Origin of the sequence: Nostoc sp. PA-18-2419 (assembly GCF_005869855.1) — a bacterium.
GTDB lineage: Bacteria > Cyanobacteriota > Cyanobacteriia > Cyanobacteriales > Nostocaceae > Nostoc.
On record NZ_SZNH01000003.1, the window covers coordinates 95241 to 117416 of the forward strand.

Here is a 22176-nt window from a genome sequence, read left to right on the forward strand (position 1 = left end):
GAATATATGAACTATGAACTTGCTACCTTTAGCTAATGTAGACTGACTAGAGGATCTGCCGATTAGAGAACAAGTCTTTGACTGGGAGGGATGAGGAGAATAAGTTAACAAATAAGTTTTACTTTAGATCTTAATGGTACTTATCTCAGCAAAAGTTACTGCCCACATCCTTGACTTCTTCAATAAGTAGGGGTATAAATTTCTAGTCCCGCTCACCCTCGTATCTTCAAATACTAGGAATTTCCTGAAGACATTGGACATAACAAATGTTACTGTGGTCTAGTTGAAAACCAAGAGACATAGAGGTTTCACTGTTATTAAATCTGCTTTGTGTTTATACAGAACAGTTAAGGCCATGGGCACAATATTCGAGTAATTTGAAATATGAAAATCATTCGTATTCACTGCAAGTTTGAAAAACTATGGTTAACCGTTTTACTTCCGTGACTACTGCCCTTACAGTTAAAGTAGTTGGAATAATCTGCATTTTGTCGTTTTTTGTTGACTTTTTGATTCTCTTGTTGCCCTTTCAACCAACCGATCGCGGATGGCAAATCAGTTTGGCGACAGCGTTAGTAGATCGGGGAATCGTTCCTTTAGTAGGTTTGGGGCTTTTGTTTGCTGGGTATTGGATTGATAGCACTGATGCCGGAAGTGATCGCCCCCAAGGTATTGACTTAAGATTCCCGGCCCTGATTCTCTCAAGTATTTTAGGGTTAATATTCTTGCTAATATTTCCCCTACACTTGAATAATGTAAATCAAGCTAAAGCTCAAACAATTAATCGAATCACTCAAGAAGCAGATCAAGCAGAAAATCAACTTAACAATCGATTATCGCAGTTGCAAGCACAATTAAATACTGAACAAGGAAAAGCTCAGCTAGAACAGCTGCGGAGTCAAACTAAAGCTCAGTTCACCGAACTACTCAAAGATGATCAAAGATACAAGCAAGCACTTGAAAGCTCTCAAGTTCCTCCGGCAATTAAAGACTTACTAAAAAAGGCTAAAACAGATCCCCAAGCGCTTGACAAAGCGATTGAACAACAAACAGATACTCAGACTCTGAGAACTCAACAATTGAGCCAAATTCGCCAGCGTCGCGATGAAGCTGAAAATCAAGCAAAAGATAGTGCGTGGAAGTCTGGACTGCGGATTGGTATTAGCAGTTTGCTGTTGTCTATTGGTTACATTATCATCGGCTGGACAGGCTTAAGAGGTAGGGGTGCTTTACAAGGTGGTAAACCTAAAGCTACTGCACGCTAATTATTTTGCCAGTGCGGAATGGGGAATGAGCCAAAAGATGAAGGAGCAGGAGGAGAATTACTCCTGACTCCCAACTGCACAATACAGGAAACATCTTCGGTTTTGCTCCTGACTTAGCATTGGGTTAACGCCCGTTGACGCAGTCTCTCGTAGAGAAGAAAGCTAACAGCACTTCTAACTTTTAACTTTTAACTATAAAACTTGGGGAATGTTCTCAATTTACATACTGACATATAACGAAGAACTAGATATTGCTGCTTGTATCGAATCGGCGATGCTATCGGATGACATCATTGTTGTAGACTCATGCAGTGGCGATCGCACTGTGGAAATTGCCAATTGCTATCCTATCCGCATTGTTCAACACGCTTTTGAAAGCCACGGACGCCAACGCACCTGGATGTTAGAGTCCATTCCCACAAAGTATGAATGGGTTTACATTCTCGAAGCTGATGAGCGAATGACACCGGAACTTTTTGCTGAATGCCAAAAGGTAAGTCAGAATCCAGATTATATCGGTTACTATGTGGCTGAACGCGTCATGTTCATGAATCGTTGGATTCGTTACAGCACACAATATCCTCGTTACCAAATGCGTCTGTTCCGTCACGGTAAAGTTTGGTTTACTGACTACGGTCATACGGAACGAGAAGTTTGTGATGGTGCAACTGGCTTTTTAAAAGAAACATATCCTCACCATACTTGTAGTAAAGGCTTAAGTCGCTGGATTGAAAAACATAACCGTTATTCCACTGATGAAGCTCAAGAAACTCTATATCAATTAGAACAAGGAAAGGTAAGCTGGCAAGATTTATTCTTTGGCAAGTCGGAAGTCGAAAGACGCCGCGCCTTGAAAGATTTGTCTTTGCGTCTACCTGCTAGACCATTGCTACGCTTTATATACATGTATTTTGTCTTGGGCGGTTGCTTAGATGGACACCCTGGTCTTGCTTGGTGTACATTGCAAGCATTCTACGAATACTTGATTTTGCTCAAAGTTTGGGAAATGAAGTATTTACCAAAACCTAAGTTAGATGCAACAGTAGCATTGGTAAAGGAAAGTACACACGCTGATGCAATATAAAGTCTGAGGTGTTTGCATTCATTAGAATTCACAAGCGAATAATCATTTCTAGGGGCGCACAGTTAGCTGTGCGCCCCTAAATGTGTTTCATTTATAATAAGTTAATATTTTTAAAGGAGCTTTTTCAGAAAAGCTCGTCGTGTAAGTATGTGAGTAATTCGCTAGACAAAATAAGTCTTCAACTTACCTGGTAGTGCTTTTACAAGCATAAGCAGCTTTTCATTTCACGCGGTAAATTAGTAATAACTAAGAAACTTGTAACAAACGTTTACGATTCTTACAAAGAAAAGTAACATTCTCTGAGAATAACGACTGGTTATTCGCTTGGTAGATGTCTATATGTATCCTTGTAAGAAAATAGTTTAAAACAGGAGAATCGGGGCTTGGTAATCGACCGCCTAAAACAGGATTTAAAAAATGACCTGATTGCTGGTTTGTTATTGGTAATACCTCTAGCAACAACTATCTGGTTAACAATTACCATTGCCAATTGGGTAATTAACTTTCTTACTCAAATTCCCAAACAACTAAATCCCTTTGATGGATTACATCCAATACTAGTAAATATACTTAATTTAATAGTAGGATTGGCTGTACCATTATTGAGTATTCTTGTGATTGGCTTGATGGCTCGGAATATTGCTGGGCGATGGTTGCTAGATTTTGGTGAACGGTTATTACAGGCAATTCCTTTAGCGGGACAGGTATATAAAACTCTCAAGCAGCTTTTAGAAACAATTCTAAAAGATTCTAATGGCAAATTTCGGCGTGTAGTTTTAGTAGAGTATCCTCGCCGAGGAATTTGGGCGATCGGCTTTGTCACTGGTGCAATCAGCGACGATATTCAAGCCCAGATGGCTCGTCCCATGCTGAGTGTTTTTATCCCTACCACTCCCAATCCTACTACTGGATGGTACGCAGCCGTTCCTGAGGACGAGGTGGTGAACCTCTCCATCTCGATTGAAGACGCTTTTAAAATAATTGTGTCAGGTGGAATTGTCGCCCCCAATACGCACTTGGTTTTCCCTAAAGAGTCCGCATCGGAAATGAAACACGACCGAATCCAACAGTAAGTTATTCGTGTGGAAGAAACTTAAATTCTATCTGGCAAAGTGGTAAGCAAATGCGTAATTTTGTTGTTGGACTGTGCCAAAATTGATAGACTTATAAGCTTGTCCCACCTGGTTAATCAATTCTCGCACAATCACCCCTCACTTTTATGCAACCTCGTAAACCCCAACAAATTGCTCGTGAATTGGCACTTTTAAGCCTTAGCCAATTACCAGTAAACCCAAAAAAATTAGATAAATTACAAGACGAGCAACTGGTATCAAAGTTAGTGTTAGGAGCAGTACGCACCTTGACTTCCGAAGTGCAAGATACCCTGAATAATGCCGCAGGTGAACTGCAACGCAGTAATGATCGCCTTTTAAGTAGCCAAACTCGTGCCTCCGACCTCAATACTGCCAGAAAAATGCTCCAAGAGGCGATCGCATCTACCCAAATAGCAATCAATCAGTTGGGAACGGCTATCGATTTCCCAGAATTAATTCAGTTAGCTAATCAGGACAAAGGAGTGCGTAATTACGCTAAAGATGTTGTAATTACAGTCAGCGAAAATCGACAAATTATAGATGAACTCATATCCAATGCCTTAGTAGACTGGCAAGTAACTCGCCTCGCCCAGATTGACCGAGATATCCTACAAATTGCTGTAGCTGAAATGAAATTCTTGGGAGTTCCAGATAGCATCGCCATCAACGAAGCAGTAGAGCTTGCCAAACGGTACAGTGGAGACGAAGGTCATCGGTTTATTAATGGTGTTTTGCGCCGAGTTATCGAGCAGAAGAAAAGCGCATAGTGTTTCTATACTTAGTTTATGAAGTAAGTGTAGATATAGGAGATGATGCATAGGGAGAATAACTGTGACTCCTAACTCAGCACTGGCTCAACGCCTATAAAAAAGCTAACAGCACTCGTAATGCCCCAAGTTCAATTAAACTCATTACTTATAACTTATAAATTCCATAACAACTAATACTGCTGCAATGGTTTTTAATTGGTTCCGTCGTCAATATAATGATTCCTCTGAAACCCCCTCTGAGAAGAAGCAGGAACAAACTCCTCCTGTACAAGAACCCCAACCAGAGACAGCCGAAACTTCATCAGATACAACAACAGACTTGTTGGCGTTTGCTAAAGCCGCTTATAAAAATATTCAACAAAAACAACAATCCCAACCAGGAGAAACCCAGTCTGATTCAGCAGAGGCTTTAGCACCATCAGAACTACCTGAAACTACTGAAACAGTAACTTCTGAAATAGAAACTCAAGCAATTGAACAAGTTACTGCTACAACACAAAGAAAACAGGCAGAAGGTAATCAAACGACCACAGATGAAGAAAGTATAGAAGATTCTCCAGTAACTGCAATTGCTGATCAGTCTGATGTTAAAAGCTCAGAATTAACTGCAAATGAAACTCAGATAACAACCACCGAACCATTAACTACGCCAGAGACAACACAGCCAACAGTACCATCCTTCTTAGAACGGGCGGCAGCAGAACGGCAAGCAAAGTTGGAACAACTCATAGCCAGTGCTATCGAAGTCCCAGAACCAGAGGTGGTACAGCCAGTATTAAAGACACAAGACCAAACCCCTGTAGTAGTATTTGATGATGGATTTGTTTGGTCAGCAGAAGTTTTAGCAGCTCAAGGTAGACGCGCAGAAGATGTTTCGATTGAAGAAATTACCTGGCTCAAAAAGCTGCGACAAGGATTAGATAAAACTCGCCGTGGCATCCTTAACCAACTCAAAGCGATTGTCGGCAAAGGGCCACTTAACCAAGCTGCCATATCAGAAATTGAGGCATTACTGCTGCAAGCTGATGTGGGTGTAGAAGCCACAGACTTAATTATTGATGCCCTACAGAAAAAATTGCTTCAAGAAGTCACCCCACCAGAAGAAGCGATCGCTTATCTAAAACAAATCCTTCGGGATATGCTGGATACACCAGGGAAAACATCCCATAAATCTAGCTTTACTCCAGAAAAAGAAACTTTAAATATTTGGCTAATTACCGGAGTTAATGGTGCTGGTAAAACCACTACTATTGGTAAAATTGCTCATTTAGGACAAAAATCTGGTTATAAATGCTTGATTGGGGCAGCAGACACCTTCCGCGCTGCTGCGGTGGAACAAGTGAAAGTTTGGGGTAGTAGAAGCGGTGTAGAAGTCATTGCCAATCCTGGCAAGAATACAGATCCAGCAGCAGTTGTATTTGATGCGATCGCTGCTGCCCAAGCACGTCAAACAGAATTACTTTTAGTAGATACTGCCGGACGACTGCAAAACAAGAAAAATTTAATGGACGAACTCAGTAAAATTCGGCGAATTATCGACAAAAAAGCCCCAAATGCAAAAGTAGAATCACTGTTGGTTTTAGATGCCACTTTAGGTCAAAATGGACTGCGACAAGCCGAAATTTTCTCCCAAGCTGCCCAACTTAGTGGTGTTGTCTTAACCAAGCTTGATGGTACTGCCAAAGGCGGCGTTGCCCTTGCCGTTGTCCAGCAATTAGGTTTACCTATTCGCTTTATTGGTGCTGGTGAAGGAATCGAAGATCTGCGCCCCTTTTCTAGCTACGAGTTTGTTGAAGCCCTGTTGAGCAGTTAATGGTTTGTTACGCGAAGTTTGAAGGATTATGACTGAGGCTTTTAGGCAAAGAGTTTTAAATCCGGCAAATTTGCCTTCACAGACCATTAGCTAAAAAAGCTAGGATTAAAAATTTTGCTTGACAAATTGATATATTTAAGTGTAATTAAATCTGGTATTATCGCTGGAACTAACTAGAAACAAAACACTAGAAACAGCTGAAGTCCTAAAATCATCAATTGGTACAATTAGACTGCTTCAAAACTCCCAAGTGTCCTCTTGGCTCATACTCCAAAAGTATTTAGAAATATTTTCTAGAACAAATCTAGAGATTTTAAGTGTTTGTCATTAGTTATGGGTCTAAAGAAATGACAAAGGATGAAAGACAAAACATGAAAACAAATACTTACTCCAAAAGCCATAGGAATTGTTCTGTTATTAAAGTATTTTTATGACTTGAGAGATATGCTTTAAAAATTAAATTATGAAAGAATAAAAAACTTTATGAGATGTTATTCTAAAGTAAAAATTTTCCGGAATTGAGTTTTAATTAAAAATGTATGATTCGAAGTGACTAACATCCAATTTAGAATGCAATAGGCAAATAAAATACTTATAAAATTTTCCTGTTACGTCTTTATACTCTTGCTAAAGTCACAAGTCTTGTCTAAATATGGTTTAGCAATACCAAAGCCAAAACAGCCAAAAGATTTTTATATAATCTCATATAATCTTAAACCTACTAAATAAAGTGTAATAGTACCTGTGCCTGTGTCTCAACTGCCTTCTCAACCCACTGATAATAATAGTAGTCCTGCGACTGATGTCACACCAGTCGTGGCCTTGAAAGAACTCGTGGCAAGGTTGCACCGGGAACAGAATAAGATTCAAGATTTACTCAGTTCTTTAGGATTTGCCCTCAGAAGCTTCAATAATTTGAATCAGTTTTTGGAACTGATCCCGCTGATGGCAACAAGAGTAACAGATGCAGATGGCAGTGCCCTGTTTCTCTACAAACCAAATGGTCAAGTCAGGCTAGAGCAACTCCACTGGCAAGATAGTCACCAGCGTAAGAATATCCGCAAAGCGTTAGAGATAGCCACCAGTCAAATCACACTTGTGCCCAATACTGCGCCGATAGCAAATGCTACAGGAATTTTGGATGACCAAATGCATCGCTATTTGGGGCCGGATGTGCAAATATTTGGTACAGCGATTTTGGTAAAGCATACAGAACGGGGTTGGCTGTATGTTTTGAGCCGCGATCCGGAATATACTTGGACAGAAACTAGGCAAAAGTTAGTTAGGTTAGTGGCAGATCAAACAGCAGTCGCGATCGAAAATGATGAACTAGCTGTAGAACTGAGAAAAAAAGAACGTTTAGACCAAGAACTAGAAATTGGTGCAGAAATTCAACGGCGACTTCTACCACGCCAATGTCCTACGATTCCTGGTGCAGTGCTAGCAGCACGCTGTAAACCTGCAAATCGTGTGGGTGGAGACTATTATGACTTTATCGCCACCAATAATAATCAGATTCAGCCAAACACCAGAGGCGGCACAGGAAATGGTCGTTGGGGTTTGGTAATTGGTGATGTTATGGGCAAAGGTGTTCCTGCTGGGCTGATTATGACGATGATGCGGGGAATGCTACGAGGAGAAGTACTACACGGTAATTCTCCAGCCAGAATTCTGCAAAACTTAAATCGAGTTATGTATGCGGACTTAGAAAATTCTCATCGCTTTGTAACGCTATTTTACTCAGAATACAATCCCCAAAATCGAACTTTATCCTATAGCAATGCGGCACACAATCCTCCTTTGTGGTGGCACGCAGCTACGAAAAGTGTCAGCCGTTTAGATACTTTAGGGATGCTAATTGGTTTAGATGCTAACAGCCAATATGAAGATGCCCAGGTACAGTTAGAACCTGGGGATACAATTATTTACTATACAGATGGCTTGACTGATGCTGCTGCTGCTAGTGGCGATCGCTTTGACGAAGAAAACTTTATTGCTGACTTCAATACAGCTTGTAAATATTGTAATGGACCACAGGAAATTGTTGATTATTTATTTGACCAAGTTCAAAAATTCATCGGCGCTGAAAAACAAAACACTGATGATATGACATTAGTTGTTTTGCAAATTCTTTAGTTATTTGTCCTTTGTCCTCTGGTGCAAAGTTGAGGCAGTCCGTTGGCTATTTTCCCCCGCTTAAAGGAACAGCTGTTAAGCCACTGCTCGACTGCGGTCTGGCAGTTCCTTTAGTGGCGTCTGTTCGCTGCTAAAGATATATCTGTTGGTTGTTAGCTAATTATGCAGTTTGATCTATTTCCTTAGCTAAATTTTGTCCTAATTTTGCTTCAGTACCAGCAATTATTCGTTCGATATTACTGCGATGGCGGAAAATTACATATAACCCGCCAGCAATTCCAAATAGAACATAAGGTAAGGGTTGATGCAAAAGCAACATGAAAATAGAAACAGCCATTGCACCTGCAATTGAACTCAAAGAAACAATCCGCGATATCGCCACGACGACGGCAAACACACTCGCTGTTGCTAAACCTACCTGCCAATTCATTGCTAACAAAATCCCCAAGCTAATAGCAACGGATTTACCACCAGTGAACCCTAAAAAAATTGATTTACTGTGTCCAAGGATGGCAGCTAAACCAGCTAAAGTTATTAACCAAGGTTGCCACGTTTTTGCATCTATCGTTGGGGGTATAAAATTTTGACTAATGGCAAAATTGAACAACAAATAAACTAAAGTGATCGCTAATACTCCCTTCAAAGAATCAAGTACTAAAACGAATGCTCCTGCCCTTTTGCCTAAGGTTCTTAGCACATTCGTTGCCCCAGTAGAACCCGAACCAACTTCTCGAATATCAATACCTTTTAACTGCTTGACAGCAATATACCCGGTGGGAAAGGAACCCAGCAGGTAGGCTACAAATACAATTACCCCGCATAGAGTCAACCAGATAGCCATCATAAGAATTCAAAAATCGAAATAAATTTGGGTTAACACCATTTCTTTTTGAAGATGCGCCGATGACAATTAGATAAATAGAGCACGCCCTGACAAAGATTTAAGATGACGAATGACTAATCCACTAATAACTGATTAAAAGTCATCATCATAGTTTCTCACTGTTTTGGGGTCGGGGGCAAAGGCTAACCAAAGAGGAAATTGCAGCAGGGACAAACTGATTTGCTCTTCTGAATCGTCAATAATAATCAAAGGCAATTGATTAGCTTTTACCAATCGGTCTGCTTTTTGGGCTACAGCTTCAGATGCTTCAAATAATATCACGCCTCGGTCTGGCCCAAAATCTGGGCGACTGATTCCCAGACAGTCTTGCAAGCCGCGCCGCCATTCACCTAATCGTTCAGGTGTATTAGCTAAAACTAAAGTACGGACGCGATCGCCATACAGCTTGTGTAAGATTGAAATTACGGCTGAGGCAATCAGGATATTTTGCAAACGACTACCCATTGTCCGCAAAGCACCCCGCCCTCCTTGGCTGAAAAACCAGTTGGAGACTCGTTCAGCGTGGACTGGTTCAAAAGTGCGGCGCAGTTGCCAAGCTTGACCATAGTAATCTGGCTGATTGCGGTATTGGTCAATTAAGCGGCGAATTTGCTTTGTAGTATCTTGAAACTGTTGTTGAGCAAATTGTGGTATTCCTAGCTGAGGTTCAACTGCTTTAGCCTCTTTGAGAGATGGTTTTTCTCTTTCTACCACAGTTGGCGTGAGTTGCAACTGCTCAGCAGCAGCAGCCAAATCCTGTAAGCTACCCGTGAGATAGTCTTTAAAACCCTGCACTCGAATTGCCAAGTCTTGGGATGCTCCAGCAAAAGTAGTTCGCATCTCGTTGCGAATACGTTCTTGACGGCGTTCTAGCTGTTCTATAGAAATTTGCAGGGCTTGTTTGCGTTGTTCTAACTGCACTACAGACTCTTGTACGAGTCGTCCCAGAGAAGTTTGAGTTTCACTCAATTGTGCCTGAAGGGTTTTATAGGAAGCTTGCAGTTTGGCTATTTCTTGCTTAAGGGCTGCTTCGGTAGTTTGCAACTTTGCCACTCGCTGCTCGGCTGCGGCGTACAATATACTATTTTCTGATTTTGCTGTGTCTGAGCCCAGTGCAGTAATTTCCGGTTCTAACTGCCCCATAAACTCACCATTTAAATTTTGTGTTGGCTCTAGTGTGTAATCTACCTCTGCTGTATCGGAGATAGTTGAATCAAAAGTTGCGTGGTTTTCTGATGAGCTAATGGCTGCTGTTTCTACCACTGAATTAACAGATGAGTTTGTTTGAGGTTCAACTACATTGGTCTGTTCTTCTTGTGCCAACCATTCATCAACTGGTTCTGGGGTTTGAGATGCCTCTGGGTTCATAAACAATGTTGTAATTTCTAATGATGCCGATAAATAGCTTTTAAAATATTACGATTAACAAGCTTTCAAATTCGTAAGTTTCGAGCCTACTAAATTTTGAGCTTTAAGTATAGATTACAACCACTCATCATTCAGGTAAAAGTTTGAGCGGCGGCTTTTACCACTCAAATCTTCGCTGACTCAGGACTTGGTACTAAGTATGCGGACAACGTTCTTCCAAGCAAGTTTTTAAGGTGATGGGGTCAAATAAAATCGGTAAAAAGTGAATGCTTTTGATTTCTCTAAAGTAAAACAGGATAGGGACTCTATTCCAGAAGATACGCCAATTTTGCCATTCTTGATACGGAAAATGTCGAATCAATTTTTCGCCTCTATGAATATCTAAGTCGGTAGCGGTAAATTGTAAGCGCAGTGTTAACGCTTGAAACATTAGAAATAAGCCAAATACCATGAAAGCAAAGCCTATCCACGGTTGTACTAATATTAATGGAATACCACCAATTACCAACACTATAGGTATATTGTAGCTAGGCTTGAGTTCCACAGTCGCAGTGGAGTTAGGGGCAAATGAACTGGTCACAGTCTTAAATTGTGCTTTGCTAGTAGATATCTCTCTATTTTAAGAGTGAGAAGTTAGGAGTTAAAAGTTAAAACTCCTAACTCTGTGAACTTCCAAATTTTATCAGCCTTGCAGGAATGCACTCCCAGTACCTTGAAACATTAACCAAGAAAGAAAGAAATTAGTAACAAAGATAATCAGCAAGGCAGTCACAACAGCAGCTGTGGTTGACTGTCCTACACCTTTGGCTCCTCCTGTTGTTGTCATGCCCCAACTGCAACCAATTACAGCGATTAGAATACCAAAGCAGCACGCTTTAATCATGGCGCTAAAAATATCCCAAAGACCAAGAAAGTTACGGGCTGAGTCTAGAAAGACAGTATCAGAGAGGTTGTAAATATTTGTCGCAATTATCAATCCTCCTAACATCCCTGTGACTAGAGATAACAGGGTTAAAATTGGGAGCATTAAAAAACAAGCAATAACGCGGGGGATAACTAGATAATCGATTGGATCTGTTCTTAGCATCAACATAGCATCGATTTGTTCTGTTACCCGCATCGTACCGATTTCTGCTGCAAAGGCAGAACCGACTCGCCCCGCTAAAACCACTGCTGTTAAAACGGGAGAGAGTTCTCGTGTCAAGGCTACGGAAAGCACTCCACCGATAATGTTTCCTGCGCCAAAGTTGATAAATTCTCGCGCCACCTGAATGGTAAACACTGCGCCGACGAAAATAGCCGTCAATAGAGCAATAAATAGGGAATCTGGTCCGACTGCTGCCATTTGCTCTAAGGTATTGCGGCGATGAATTTTACCCTTTAATAGGTGAACTAGTACTTGCCCACCTAGAAAAATCGCTGCCAGCAACCGCTGACTCCATTCTCCTAAACTGGATTTGGATGTAGTCTGGTTCAATGTTTTGTAGCTAAGTTGGTAACTGCCTTAAGAATAGCGAAAGTCGTGGTAAATGGGGAATGGGGCATTGGGCATTGGGAGTTTAGTCAGGGTTGTTGCTTTTTTATAATCTCCACACCTTCCAGTTGGTGAGTTTGGGCTACGCTCAACTACCGCCAAGTCGAACCACATCTCCCGACTCTCTAAATAGGGCTGAATATTAACTTAGTTTAAAGATGCTCTCAGAAAATAAAGCTGTCATTAAACGCGTTGCTAAGCGGTAAGCAGGTACTGACTTTGTCTAAAACCTTTATTTGACAAAGATTTTGTAGATTTCAGTTTTTTTTACATTCCCCTGCATATGATGTAACTTGTAGCAGTTTATTTTAATGAAAACTTAAGATTTTTGACAGATTGTCTAGTCTCAAGCAATTACACGTATTGTAGAAAATGACAAATCGCTATCGAGCTCTTGTCATCTTCACTCACGGAGTTTGTCTTCAATGACTATTTTCGCTAGCTTTCTCCGCTCTGTGTTACTAACGGTCATTTTTAGTTTTGTTGCCCCCATGTTGCTAGTTGGCGGGGGATTGCTGTTTTTATTCCTGATGGGTTGTTTCCCGGGTTTACAAGAGTTAACTGACGCGATCGCTACTGCGATTGTTGATTTTCTTGCCACCTTTGGCAGTGGAACTCCTGTACGCGGATTATTTGTAATTAGCTTGACCTGTAGTTTTGTCGGCACACTGTTTGATATTTATGTTTGTTATCGGTGTCAAATTTTACGAAGCGATTCTTAATAGTGACAATAGCTTTGCTCAGATGTTCATGAACTGTACAAAACAAAAAAGTGATTTTCTAAACTAAAAGTACGGCCGGTCTGAACCTTGATCAGGATTAGCATTAATAAACGAATTTTTGATTAATTAAAATACTAAAATGATTGATGAAATACTTAATGAATTATTAGCTATTAATTACTAATAACTAATGCAAGTCTCTGCCTGTAACAAACTGCTTCTAAGATAGAAGCCCAAAGACTTTGAAATTTTGAATGCCGTAAAACAGCAAAAATAGCTTTTCTAAATCATCTCCTGGACATGAAACTAAATTTAGGTATTTTATACTAGCCAGAATCTTCAATAACTTAATTAATATTCACTGGAAAATTTGACAAAAAGTCTCTCTAAATTATAAAAAATTATTAAAATTATGGTGAAAACAATGGTTGCTCATGTTTCTTAACAGAACCAAGCAGGTCGTTTGACCGCTGGGCATCTTATATTAAGTTTATGACGAAGTTATGTTGACAACTCATGGTTTGGCCGTTTAAGCCCAAGTTTAAGAAACAAATCGCACGAATTGAAATTACTGGTGCGATCGCGGGTGCTACTCGCAAACGCGTCCTAGAAGCCCTAAAAACAATAGAAGAAAAAAAGTTTCCGGCTTTATTACTGCGTATCGATAGTCCTGGCGGTACAGTTGGAGATTCCCAAGAAATCTACAGTGCCTTAAAGCGTTTGCGCGAAAAAATTAAAATCGTTGCCAGCTTTGGCAATATTTCGGCTTCCGGAGGCGTCTATATCGGGATGGGAGCCGAACACATCATAGCTAACCCAGGTACGATTACAGGTAGCATTGGTGTGATTCTGCGTGGGAATAATTTGGAACGCTTGTTAGAAAAAATCGGTGTTTCCTTCAAGGTAATTAAGTCAGGGCCTTACAAAGACATTTTGGCTTTTGACCGGGAACTGACTCAACCAGAAGCGAACATTCTTCAAGAATTGATTGACACAAGTTATCAGCAATTTGTGCAAACGGTAGCTGATGGTCGTTCTTTGACGGTAGAAGCCGTGAGAAATTTTGCCGATGGGCGGATTTTTACTGGACAGCAAGCCCTAGAATTAGGAATTGTAGACCGCTTAGGCACAGAAGAAGATGCCCGTCGTTGGACAGCGGAACTAGTCGGTCTCGATCCAGAAAAAACTCTTTGCTATACCCTAGAAGAACGTAAACCTTTATTGAGTCGGATTCTCCCAGGTAATCGCCAGGTTTCATCTGGAATTCGCTCTGGAATTGATTGGCTCGAATTTGAAATGTCTACTAGTGGTTTACCCTTGTGGTTGTATCGACCATAATATGGTTGTTTGTAATTTAGTCATTTGTCCTTTGTTGTTTATCATTAGTCATTTGTTTTTTGTCCAAAGTTTAATGACCAATGACCAATGACCAAATGACTGATGACTAAGCGCCAAGTCTGATCGGAGGTTTCCTCCGCTCAGAACTTTGTAAGAATGACCACTGACCAATGACTAATGACTAATTAAGGAGGATTTTCGCGTGGAGTGGCAAATGCGGGCTATTCGCGGGGCAACAACAGTTGCCGAAAATACTATTGAAGCAATGCGAGAGGTAGTTACAGAATTACTCGATGAATTAGAAAATCGGAATGAATTCCAGCCAAAAGATATGATTAGTGTCACATTCTCCGTAACACAGGATTTAGATGCTATTTTTCCAGCAGCGATCGCCAGAGCGCGTCCTGGCTGGGATAATGTGGCAATGCTAGATGTCCAACAAATGCATGTGGAAGGCAGTTTACAGCGCTGTATCCGGTTTTTAATTCACGCCTACCTGCCAGCCTCCGCCCCAATTCATCATATATATTTACGCAACGCCGCGAGTTTGCGCCCCGATTGGAGTTTGCCCCAGTCTTTACAGACACCACAGCAAGCAGTTAAATCCAAAGTGTAAATTATTTAGACAAATTTATTTAAAAAACAAAATTGAATAAAGTATTACGGTAGTAATGGGGCTACTGAACTTGCTGTGATGAGTAGAAAAATGATTACTTGCTTCTGGTAGTGATTTACAATCCTTGGTAAGGCGATCGGACTCAAAATTCAGGTGTTGAGTTATTAGGTAGTTTGTAATGATTGTCCGATTCTATTTAGGGGAGCAACCAGACTCAGAAGGTCGGATGATTGCCGAAATATGGGCTTGGAATTTTGAACAATTGGAATACGTCCATAATTATATTCAGTGGTTGTTTCCTTTACCTGAGCCAAGTGCATTCAATTTTCATGCTCCTGTTGTTAATGAGCAAGTAATACAATCATTTCATACCAACCCACGCCTACGTCAAAATTTGCTGCATTCTTTCACAGTTATACTTAAGTTTTATGGATTGCAGCGCCAAAACAGCGAAGATCAGAAAATAGTTATCAGCAAATCAGAAGAATATCTAAAATGCAAAAGCGAATGGGTTTGTACATTTAACCACAATTATCTTCGCATCACCCGAATTTTAAAGTGCCTGATGAATTTCGGATTGGAGAATGAAGCCCAAGCGTTTTATGAGTGCTTAGAGCAAATCTACCACGACGATAGCGAGCGTATTGGCTTTGAAACATTTCAATATTGGACAATTGCAGTCAAACAAAATCGCACAGTTTAATCAAGTCTCAATTGCTCTGTGAACTTTAAAAAATTATTTTGATTTTTAAATTTAAAAAATGCCCTCTGGATACACACTACCTGTATTTGCGTGTGCTGCTGCGGTTGCAGCTTTACATTGGTTACGCGATCGCCAGCCTTTAAGCATAACATCGATAAATCTAATCGAACCAAATCAAATAGCAGAAATACCAATTGAACAGGTAGCAGGACTATCTGAAAATATGGCTTTGGCAATCACCCGCAGCGAACCTGGTGATAATCTCGATTTGACTAGAAATACACCGATTTGGGCGCTAGTGGAGTGGAGAAGCAAAGATGAACAAGAGGGAGAGACAGTAATTATTAAGGGGGGAGAAGGAATTGGCAGACAGATGAATGCCGATAGCAAACCTGCTATTTATACCTATGCTCGAAGGTTGTTACAAGAGAATTTACAACGAATGTTGGCACCGTTAGAAAAAATCACGGTGACGATTATTCTACCTGAAGGCCGATCGCTTGCTGTTCGGACTTCAAATTCTGCTTTTGGTGTGGTTGAAGGACTTTCGCTTTTAGGCACAACTGGCATTTCCCAACCTTTGAGTACACCAGAGCAACTTGCGGTTTTTCAAGCTCAATTACAAAATAAAGCCAGTCGTTTTGATAGTTTGGTGTTTTGCATTGGCGAGAATGGGCTAGATTTGGCGCGCCAACTAGGGATTAATCCCGAACAATTGGTGAAAACTGCTAACTGGCTTGGGCCAATGCTAATAGAAGCTGATGTACTGGGTATTAAAGAAATTTTATTATTTGGCTATCACGGTAAACTGCTGAAACTAGCAGGAGGAATTTTTCACACTCATCACCATCTAGCTGATGGACGCCGGGAAATTTTAGCAGCCCATTGTGCGATCGCTGGTTTAAAATTACCAGATATTCAAGCTGTCTTTCATAGTCCTACCACTGAAGCTGCACTCACATATCTCAGATCCCTAGACGCGTCCACAGACAGTGATTGGGTAAATCAAGTTTACAGTGCGATCAGCGAAACCATCGATGTTCGTTCTCAAGAATACATCCAAAGCCACAGCCAAAGGGGTAGAGAAGTTACAGTCTGTGGCTCGATCCTCTTTGATCGTGATCGTAAAATTATTGTCAAGAGTAAAACTGCTGGTCTGTTGATGGGAAAATTATGTTAACTTATTATGAATAATCGTAAACAATTTGCATAAATAATCTTTTAAGTAATCTCTTTGGGGTAAGTTTATCCTTCTAATACCATCTCCGATTCCGGGAATAGACAAGCGCATATAAATAGGCGTTTGTCAAGGTTATTTATACCATTATCAGCCCACCCAGGCTGAATAATAACATCAAGCTAAGATTACAGGGCCTCAATTTATCCTTCACAGACATAATTCTCCCCGTTATGAATACAGCGGTGACTCTACCAACAGAACAAGCGCCCCAAACATTAGAAAATTATGGGCAGCTGAATCGTCAATTAATTGTGATTTTGGACTTTGGCTCTCAATATTCCGAGCTGATTGCCCGTCGCATCCGCGAGACTCAAGTATACTCTGAAGTTTTGTCTTATCGCACTAGTTCTGCACATTTGCGCCAACTCAATCCGAAGGGAATCATCCTCTCTGGGGGGCCGAGTTCGGTTTATGGTAATAACGCTCCCCATTGTGACTCAGAAATCTGGAATTTGGGAATACCCATCTTGGGTGTTTGCTATGGGATGCAGCTGATGGTGAATCAACTCGGTGGGGAAGTGGCAAAGGCTGACCGAGGCGAATACGGAAAAGCATCATTATATATAGACGATCCTACAGATTTGCTCACTAATGTTGAAGATGGTACCACCATGTGGATGAGTCATGGAGACTCAGTTACCCAAATGCCACCAGGGTTTGAATTATTGGCGCATACAGAAAATACTCCCTGTGCTGCCATTGCTGACCATAAAAGGAAACTTTATGGCGTGCAGTTCCATCCAGAGGTGGTGCATTCAATAGGTGGTATAGCATTAATTCGGAATTTTGTCTACCAGATCTGCGATTGCGAACCTACTTGGACAACAGCAGCTTTTGTAGAAGAAGCAATTCGGGAAATTCGCGCCAGAGTCGGCAATAAACGGGTGTTGTTGGCTTTGTCTGGGGGTGTGGATTCTTCTACTTTGGCGTTCTTGTTGTATCAAGCCATTGGTGACCAACTGACTTGTGTGTTTATCGACCAAGGCTTCATGCGAAAGTATGAGCCAGAGCGATTGGTGAAGCTGTTCCAAGAGCAGTTTCATATTCCTGTAGAATATGTGAATGCTCGTGATCGCTTTTTAGCCAGCATTTCTGGTGTTACAGATCCCGAAGAAAAACGTCGCCGCATCGGACACGAATTCATTCGAGTATTTGAAGAAACATCCAAACGCCTCGGTCACTTTGACTATCTTGCTCAAGGGACTCTTTATCCAGATGTGATCGAATCTGCTGATACCAACGTCGATCCCCAAACTGGCGAACGAGTAGCAGTGAAAATTAAGAGCCATCATAATGTGGGTGGTTTGCCCAAAGATTTACGATTTAAATTAGTAGAACCACTGCGGAAACTATTTAAAGATGAAGTCCGCAAAGTTGGACGTTCCATCGGTTTACCAGAAGAAATTGTCCAACGCCAACCTTTTCCTGGCCCTGGTTTGGCAATTCGCATTCTCGGTGAAATCACTGCTGAACGGTTAAATATTTTGCGCGATGCCGATTTAATTGTGCGGCAAGAAATAAATCAACGCGGTTTGTATAATACTTTTTGGCAAGCATTTGCTGTATTGCTGCCTATTCGCAGTGTGGGTGTCATGGGAGATCAACGTACCTACGCTTATCCCATCGTTTTGCGGATTGTCACTAGTGAAGATGGGATGACAGCAGATTGGGCGAGAGTTCCTTACGATGTACTGGAAGTAATTTCCACTCGGATTGTCAATGAAGTTAAAGGGGTGAATCGAGTAGTTTATGACATAACTTCCAAGCCGCCTGGAACCATCGAATGGGAATGATTTAGTTTTGGTAAGGGGAAGATGAGTTTCTCTTTCCCCTTTGACTAAATACTAAAGTTGGGAAAACATTGCCAGGTTTTGATCCCACCGTGCAAACACCACAAGTAGGGCAAAAAGGTGAAAGTGCGAACCAAAACCTCTATAAAAGCGATTTCCAGCCCTGGACTTAACAACAGGCTAACTTGTTACCTCATCAGCAATGGAGTCAATTAGATTTATCCAACTTAATTGAGGAAATTAATAGTATTAATTTTTAATTTTTATTACGGTAACTTGACGGTAAAGGTAGTTCCTTGTCCAACGCCAAGACTAGCAACTTCAATAGAGCCGCCATGTAATTCTACCAGATGACGAGCGATCGCCAAACCTAATCCCAAACCACCTTGTTTGTGAGTAGAATGTCCTTGATGATAGCGTTCAAAGACGTAGGGTAGAAACTCTGGGCTGATGCCGATACCTGTATCGCTAACTGTGATTTGGATATGAGAGCCAGTGTGAAATAATCTAACTTCTACCCGTCCCCCTGACGAAGTGAATTTAACAGCGTTTGAAAGTAAATTTCCTAAAATTTGCAGCAAACGATTGATATCGCCGGAAATTGGGGGAATTGACCTGTCGGCTATGAACTCTAAACAAATATTCTTAGCGTTTGCCAATGGATAAGCAGTTTCTATTGCTGCGCCTATAATTACACCAAGATTAACTTGGCTCAGTTCGAGCTGTAACTTACTTTGGAGAATGCGGGATATATTCAGTAAGTCTTCGAGAAGTTTTTCCTGAGACCTAGCATTGCGTTCAATGGTTTCTAGAGCTTTAGTAAGGCTGATTTCATCGAATTTGCGAGTTCGCAACAATCGTACCCAGCCGAGAATGGCATTGAGTGGAGAGCGCAGATCATGGGATACCATTGCGACAAACTCATCTTTAGTGCGGTTAGCAGACTCAGCTTGGACGCGGGCGGCTTGCTCGAGTTGCAAAAGCTGATCGCGTTCGGCTTCTAAGTGTTTGCGATCATCAATATCTGTACTCGTGCCAAACCACTTAATGATACTTCCTTGTTCATCCTGAATGGGTACGCCTCGGACTAAATGCCAGGAATAACTACCATCGTGTTTTTGATAGCGCATTTCCTGTTGATAAAGTTCTCCTGTTCGCAAGGCTTGAGTCCATCCTTGAATAGCTGCTTGGATATCGTCGGGATGGATAACTTTTGTCCAACCAAACCCCATTACCTCCTCAAGTGTTTGCCCAGTAAATTCGTACCAGCGTTGATTGACATGCTCGCATTCACCATCACAATTGCAGATCCAAACAAGTTGTGGCATGGCATTGGATAAGTAGCGGTAGCGTTCTTCGCTTTCGCGCAGCGCTAGTTCAGCACGTTTGCGTTGGGTGAGATCAAGAACGAAGCAGACGCTATAACCCTCAGACTTTCTAGTTTCTAGCCCGGCTATTCCTAATAAAATAGGGACACGAGTACCATTTTTGTGAAGATATTCCTTCTCAAAGGGAGTACAAACACCACAGACTTGTAGTTCTTGAATTTTTTGTTGGTCAAGGATTTGATATTCCGGCGGTGTCATGGAATCCCAGCGGATAATTCCTGCTGCCAAATCTTCACGGCTGTAACCGAAGGTTTCTAAAAAAGCGTCATTTGCCTCATAGACTCGACCGCTGAAGTCACCGAAATAAATTCCAACAATATTAGATTCTACAATCCGGCGGAACTTAGCTTCACTTTCTTGCAAAGCTAGTTCGGCACGTTTGCGTTGCGTAGCTTGCCGATGGGCATCGGTAATATCTGTTGTACTACCTACTGTTCTAATTACCCGACCCTCAGGATCTCTTATAATTATTCCCCGATCCAGTACATATCGATACTGTTGGTCTTTGTGTCGTATCCTATACTCAATTGTGTAGTGATTTTGATTGGTAGAGATTATACTGCCGAAGTGATTAATCAACCGCTCTCTATCTTCCGGATGAATCTGCTCTTTCCACCATTGATAAGTTGCTTGTGCCTCTTTCAAGGAGTAGCCTAAGACTTTATTTAGTCCCTCAGTTCTGTCAACCGTATTGCTTTCTATATCCCAATCATAAATTATACAATTTACCGCAGCTGCCGCTAGTTGAAAACGCTCGTTGCTTAGGCGTAGCTGTTCTTGGGTCAGCTTACGTTCTGTGATATCAAAGGCTGTACCGATGATTTGATGTGGCGAACCGTCAAGATTCCTGGTGAATATCGTATCTCTGCTAAAAAACCAGCGCCATTTTCCATTGGCGTCTCGCATCCGATATTCATTTTCCACAATCTTGCTATCTTCAGTTGAGCCAAATTCTTGAAACACACTAGGAAGTCGAGCTAAATCCTCAGGATGCATAATATTGCATAAGAACTTTGCTCCCATTTCTTGAATTTGCTCTTGAGTGTAGCCAAGCAGTTTACTAACTTGACTATTAATATAGACATTCTGCTGTTTAACTAGGTCGTAAACGTACAAAAGACCAGGAGTAGTTTCGGCAATACGTTCAATGAACTGCTGACTTGAGCGCAATCGTTCCTGTGCTTGGTGTTTCTCAGTCACATCCCGCCAAGAAGCTACAAACCCATCTCCCATTTTGGTAATGCGAATATCAATAGCTTTAATTAACTGCTCATTAGGATCAATATTTGAAGTGTAAATGAGTGATTCTTTCACCAAAGGATTACCCGTTTCTACGACTTGGCAACACTCATTAAACAAATCACTTTCTGAAAAATTCGGCACAATTTCACATAGCCCTTTGCCCTGCTGTTCTTCCTGATTTATTCGGGTAAATTCACAAGCTGCGGCATTTACGTAATCAACACAAAAGTCAAGTATTTTACCTATCTGGTTACGAATAGCGGAGTAAATGCCAAAGCAGTCTAGCATGTTCTCCACCGAGGTGCGGAAACGTTCCTCGCTGCGTTGTAGTTGCTGACTTAACTGAGTGTTTTTGATTGCTGAGTAGACAGTAGAACGCAAACGTTCTGCTGTAGTCTGTCCTTTAATCAGATAATCTTGAACACCACTTTTCATCGCTTGGACAGCTATAGCTTCATTGCCATATCCCGTTAACATAATTACAGCTGGCATGGTTCCCTTTGACTGCTGCCGTAATTCTGCTATAAATTCCAATCCATCCATGTCTGGCAGCAGAAAGTCTAATAAAATTGCCTCAGGCTGCAACTGTTGACATAATGCCAACGCTTGTTCTCCCGATTCTTGCTCGAGAATTGTGTAGCTGCGTTCTTGATCTTGCAGGAGATAGCGACAATAAACCTGTCGATCTTCAGGAGAATCATCAATAATTAAAACGGTTAGCGGTTGCACCATCACTACTTGCTAACAGCATCAGGGAGAATTACGATATCTAACCAATAAGTTATAAAACTTTGAATAGTTTGTACCAATCTGTTGATGTCGATTGGTTTTAAGATATAACTAGCAATGCAATATCCATAACATACTTCAATATCTCTAGGATTAGAAGAAGTGGTAAATACAACCACTGGAATATTTTTGAGGTCTCGATCCTGCTTGATTTGCTCTAAAACTTCTCGCCCATCGGTTCCTGGTAAATTTAGGTCGAGTAAAATAATTGAGGGGCAAGGAAACTTCTGAGAATCAGTGTAGCGGCCGGTATGATAAAGAAAGTCCAGCGCTTCATCACCATCAGTACAGCGAAACACGGGATTGCTCACAGCTTGTCGTCGCATGACTCGACATAAGGCTTCAAAGTCTTCATCGCTGTCTTCAATCACTAGCAAAGGTTGGGCGGTTTTGCCAATCAT

19 protein-coding genes are annotated in these 22176 nt (G+C 41.3%); 13 read left to right on the forward strand and 6 right to left on the reverse strand.

Features of this window, described 5'->3' with window-relative positions; translation table 11 throughout:
- The first annotated feature begins 422 nt into the window (after positions 1 to 422).
- From FCR06_RS04210 to FCR06_RS04235, 6 genes are all read left to right on the forward strand, one after another.
- Positions 423 to 1265 carry an HpsJ family protein gene (locus tag FCR06_RS04210; RefSeq protein ID WP_138497599.1) on the forward strand — a complete coding sequence of 281 codons (843 nt, stop codon included), beginning with the start codon at positions 423 to 425 and terminating at the stop codon, positions 1263 to 1265.
- Positions 1266 to 1473: 208 nt separating this feature from the next.
- Positions 1474 to 2349, forward strand: coding sequence for a glycosyltransferase family 2 protein (locus tag FCR06_RS04215; RefSeq protein WP_138497600.1), 876 nt, complete (start codon positions 1474 to 1476; stop codon positions 2347 to 2349).
- 383 nt (positions 2350 to 2732) lie between these two features.
- Positions 2733 to 3422 (forward strand): DUF502 domain-containing protein, encoded by a 690-nt coding sequence (locus FCR06_RS04220; RefSeq protein WP_138497601.1) that lies wholly within the window; start codon positions 2733 to 2735, stop codon positions 3420 to 3422.
- Between the two features lie 146 nt (positions 3423 to 3568).
- Positions 3569 to 4210, forward strand: coding sequence for a transcription antitermination factor NusB (gene nusB / locus FCR06_RS04225; RefSeq protein WP_138497602.1), 642 nt, complete (start codon positions 3569 to 3571; stop codon positions 4208 to 4210).
- Between the two features lie 187 nt (positions 4211 to 4397).
- Positions 4398 to 6026, forward strand: a complete 1629-nt coding sequence (ftsY, locus tag FCR06_RS04230; RefSeq protein WP_138497603.1) for a signal recognition particle-docking protein FtsY — start codon at positions 4398 to 4400, stop codon at positions 6024 to 6026.
- Positions 6027 to 6770: 744 nt separating this feature from the next.
- Positions 6771 to 8162 (forward strand): PP2C family protein-serine/threonine phosphatase, encoded by a 1392-nt coding sequence (locus tag FCR06_RS04235; protein WP_138497604.1) that lies wholly within the window; start codon positions 6771 to 6773, stop codon positions 8160 to 8162.
- A gap of 160 nt (positions 8163 to 8322) precedes the next feature.
- Here the strand turns inward: FCR06_RS04235 and plsY are convergent, their stop codons facing one another.
- From plsY to FCR06_RS04255, 4 genes are all read right to left on the reverse strand, one after another.
- Complete coding sequence (gene plsY, locus FCR06_RS04240; RefSeq protein ID WP_138497851.1) at positions 8323 to 9003, reverse strand: glycerol-3-phosphate 1-O-acyltransferase PlsY; 681 nt, start codon at positions 9001 to 9003, stop codon at positions 8323 to 8325.
- Between the two features lie 135 nt (positions 9004 to 9138).
- Complete coding sequence (locus tag FCR06_RS04245) at positions 9139 to 10413, reverse strand: DUF3086 domain-containing protein (protein ID WP_138497605.1); 1275 nt, start codon at positions 10411 to 10413, stop codon at positions 9139 to 9141.
- Between the two features lie 193 nt (positions 10414 to 10606).
- A complete protein-coding gene (locus FCR06_RS04250; RefSeq protein ID WP_138497606.1) occupies positions 10607 to 11023 on the reverse strand; it encodes a DUF3119 family protein in 417 nt (138 codons plus the stop codon).
- Positions 11024 to 11095: 72 nt separating this feature from the next.
- Positions 11096 to 11890, reverse strand: coding sequence for an MlaE family lipid ABC transporter permease subunit (locus FCR06_RS04255; protein WP_138497607.1), 795 nt, complete (start codon positions 11888 to 11890; stop codon positions 11096 to 11098).
- 482 nt (positions 11891 to 12372) lie between these two features.
- Between FCR06_RS04255 and FCR06_RS04260 the strand changes: the two genes are divergently transcribed.
- From FCR06_RS04260 to FCR06_RS34750, 7 genes are all read left to right on the forward strand, one after another.
- Positions 12373 to 12669, forward strand: coding sequence for a hypothetical protein (locus tag FCR06_RS04260; protein ID WP_138497608.1), 297 nt, complete (start codon positions 12373 to 12375; stop codon positions 12667 to 12669).
- 516 nt (positions 12670 to 13185) lie between these two features.
- Positions 13186 to 14007, forward strand: coding sequence for a signal peptide peptidase SppA (gene sppA / locus FCR06_RS04265; RefSeq protein WP_138497609.1), 822 nt, complete (start codon positions 13186 to 13188; stop codon positions 14005 to 14007).
- Positions 14008 to 14209: 202 nt separating this feature from the next.
- Positions 14210 to 14623: a chorismate mutase gene (gene aroH / locus FCR06_RS04270; protein ID WP_138497610.1), complete on the forward strand. Its 414-nt coding sequence runs from the start codon at positions 14210 to 14212 to the stop codon at positions 14621 to 14623.
- A 178-nt stretch (positions 14624 to 14801) separates the two neighbouring features.
- Positions 14802 to 15326 (forward strand): opioid growth factor receptor-related protein, encoded by a 525-nt coding sequence (locus tag FCR06_RS04275; RefSeq protein WP_138497611.1) that lies wholly within the window; start codon positions 14802 to 14804, stop codon positions 15324 to 15326.
- Between the two features lie 58 nt (positions 15327 to 15384).
- Positions 15385 to 16506, forward strand: coding sequence for a cobalt-precorrin-5B (C(1))-methyltransferase CbiD (gene cbiD, locus FCR06_RS04280; protein WP_138497612.1), 1122 nt, complete (start codon positions 15385 to 15387; stop codon positions 16504 to 16506).
- Positions 16507 to 16736: 230 nt separating this feature from the next.
- Positions 16737 to 18359 carry a glutamine-hydrolyzing GMP synthase gene (gene guaA / locus FCR06_RS04285; RefSeq protein WP_138497613.1) on the forward strand — a complete coding sequence of 541 codons (1623 nt, stop codon included), beginning with the start codon at positions 16737 to 16739 and terminating at the stop codon, positions 18357 to 18359.
- 182 nt (positions 18360 to 18541) lie between these two features.
- On the forward strand, positions 18542 to 18616 hold the full coding sequence (locus FCR06_RS34750) for a hypothetical protein (RefSeq protein WP_223280042.1): 75 nt from the start codon (positions 18542 to 18544) through the stop codon (positions 18614 to 18616).
- A gap of 6 nt (positions 18617 to 18622) precedes the next feature.
- On the opposite strand, the gene FCR06_RS04295 is transcribed toward FCR06_RS34750, so the two are convergent.
- Together FCR06_RS04295 and FCR06_RS04300 are read right to left on the reverse strand one after the other, a co-directional pair.
- Complete coding sequence (locus FCR06_RS04295; protein ID WP_138497614.1) at positions 18623 to 21718, reverse strand: PAS domain-containing protein; 3096 nt, start codon at positions 21716 to 21718, stop codon at positions 18623 to 18625.
- A gap of 2 nt (positions 21719 to 21720) precedes the next feature.
- The gene (locus FCR06_RS04300) at positions 21721 to 22176 is read right to left on the reverse strand and encodes a response regulator (protein WP_138497852.1); all 456 of its coding nucleotides are present in this window, start codon (positions 22174 to 22176) and stop codon (positions 21721 to 21723) included.

Bases quoted from the DNA above. Each gene is read 5' to 3' on its own strand.
- FCR06_RS04300 (WP_138497852.1), bottom strand. From the start codon at position 22,176: ATGATTGGCAAAACCGCCCAACCTTTGCTAGTGATTGAAGACAGCGAT.
- FCR06_RS04275 (WP_138497611.1), top strand. From the start codon at position 14,802: ATGATTGTCCGATTCTATTTAGGGGAGCAACCAGACTCAGAAGGTCGG.
- ftsY (WP_138497603.1), top strand. From the start codon at position 4,398: ATGGTTTTTAATTGGTTCCGTCGTCAATATAATGATTCCTCTGAAACC.
- FCR06_RS04210 (WP_138497599.1), top strand. From the start codon at position 423: ATGGTTAACCGTTTTACTTCCGTGACTACTGCCCTTACAGTTAAAGTA.
- guaA (WP_138497613.1), top strand. From the start codon at position 16,737: ATGAATACAGCGGTGACTCTACCAACAGAACAAGCGCCCCAAACATTA.
- FCR06_RS04260 (WP_138497608.1), top strand. From the start codon at position 12,373: ATGACTATTTTCGCTAGCTTTCTCCGCTCTGTGTTACTAACGGTCATT.
- sppA (WP_138497609.1), top strand. From the start codon at position 13,186: ATGGTTTGGCCGTTTAAGCCCAAGTTTAAGAAACAAATCGCACGAATT.
- FCR06_RS04295 (WP_138497614.1), bottom strand. From the start codon at position 21,718: ATGGTGCAACCGCTAACCGTTTTAATTATTGATGATTCTCCTGAAGAT.
- cbiD (WP_138497612.1), top strand. From the start codon at position 15,385: ATGCCCTCTGGATACACACTACCTGTATTTGCGTGTGCTGCTGCGGTT.
- FCR06_RS04245 (WP_138497605.1), bottom strand. From the start codon at position 10,413: ATGAACCCAGAGGCATCTCAAACCCCAGAACCAGTTGATGAATGGTTG.
- plsY (WP_138497851.1), bottom strand. From the start codon at position 9,003: ATGGCTATCTGGTTGACTCTATGCGGGGTAATTGTATTTGTAGCCTAC.
- nusB (WP_138497602.1), top strand. From the start codon at position 3,569: ATGCAACCTCGTAAACCCCAACAAATTGCTCGTGAATTGGCACTTTTA.
- FCR06_RS04215 (WP_138497600.1), top strand. From the start codon at position 1,474: ATGTTCTCAATTTACATACTGACATATAACGAAGAACTAGATATTGCT.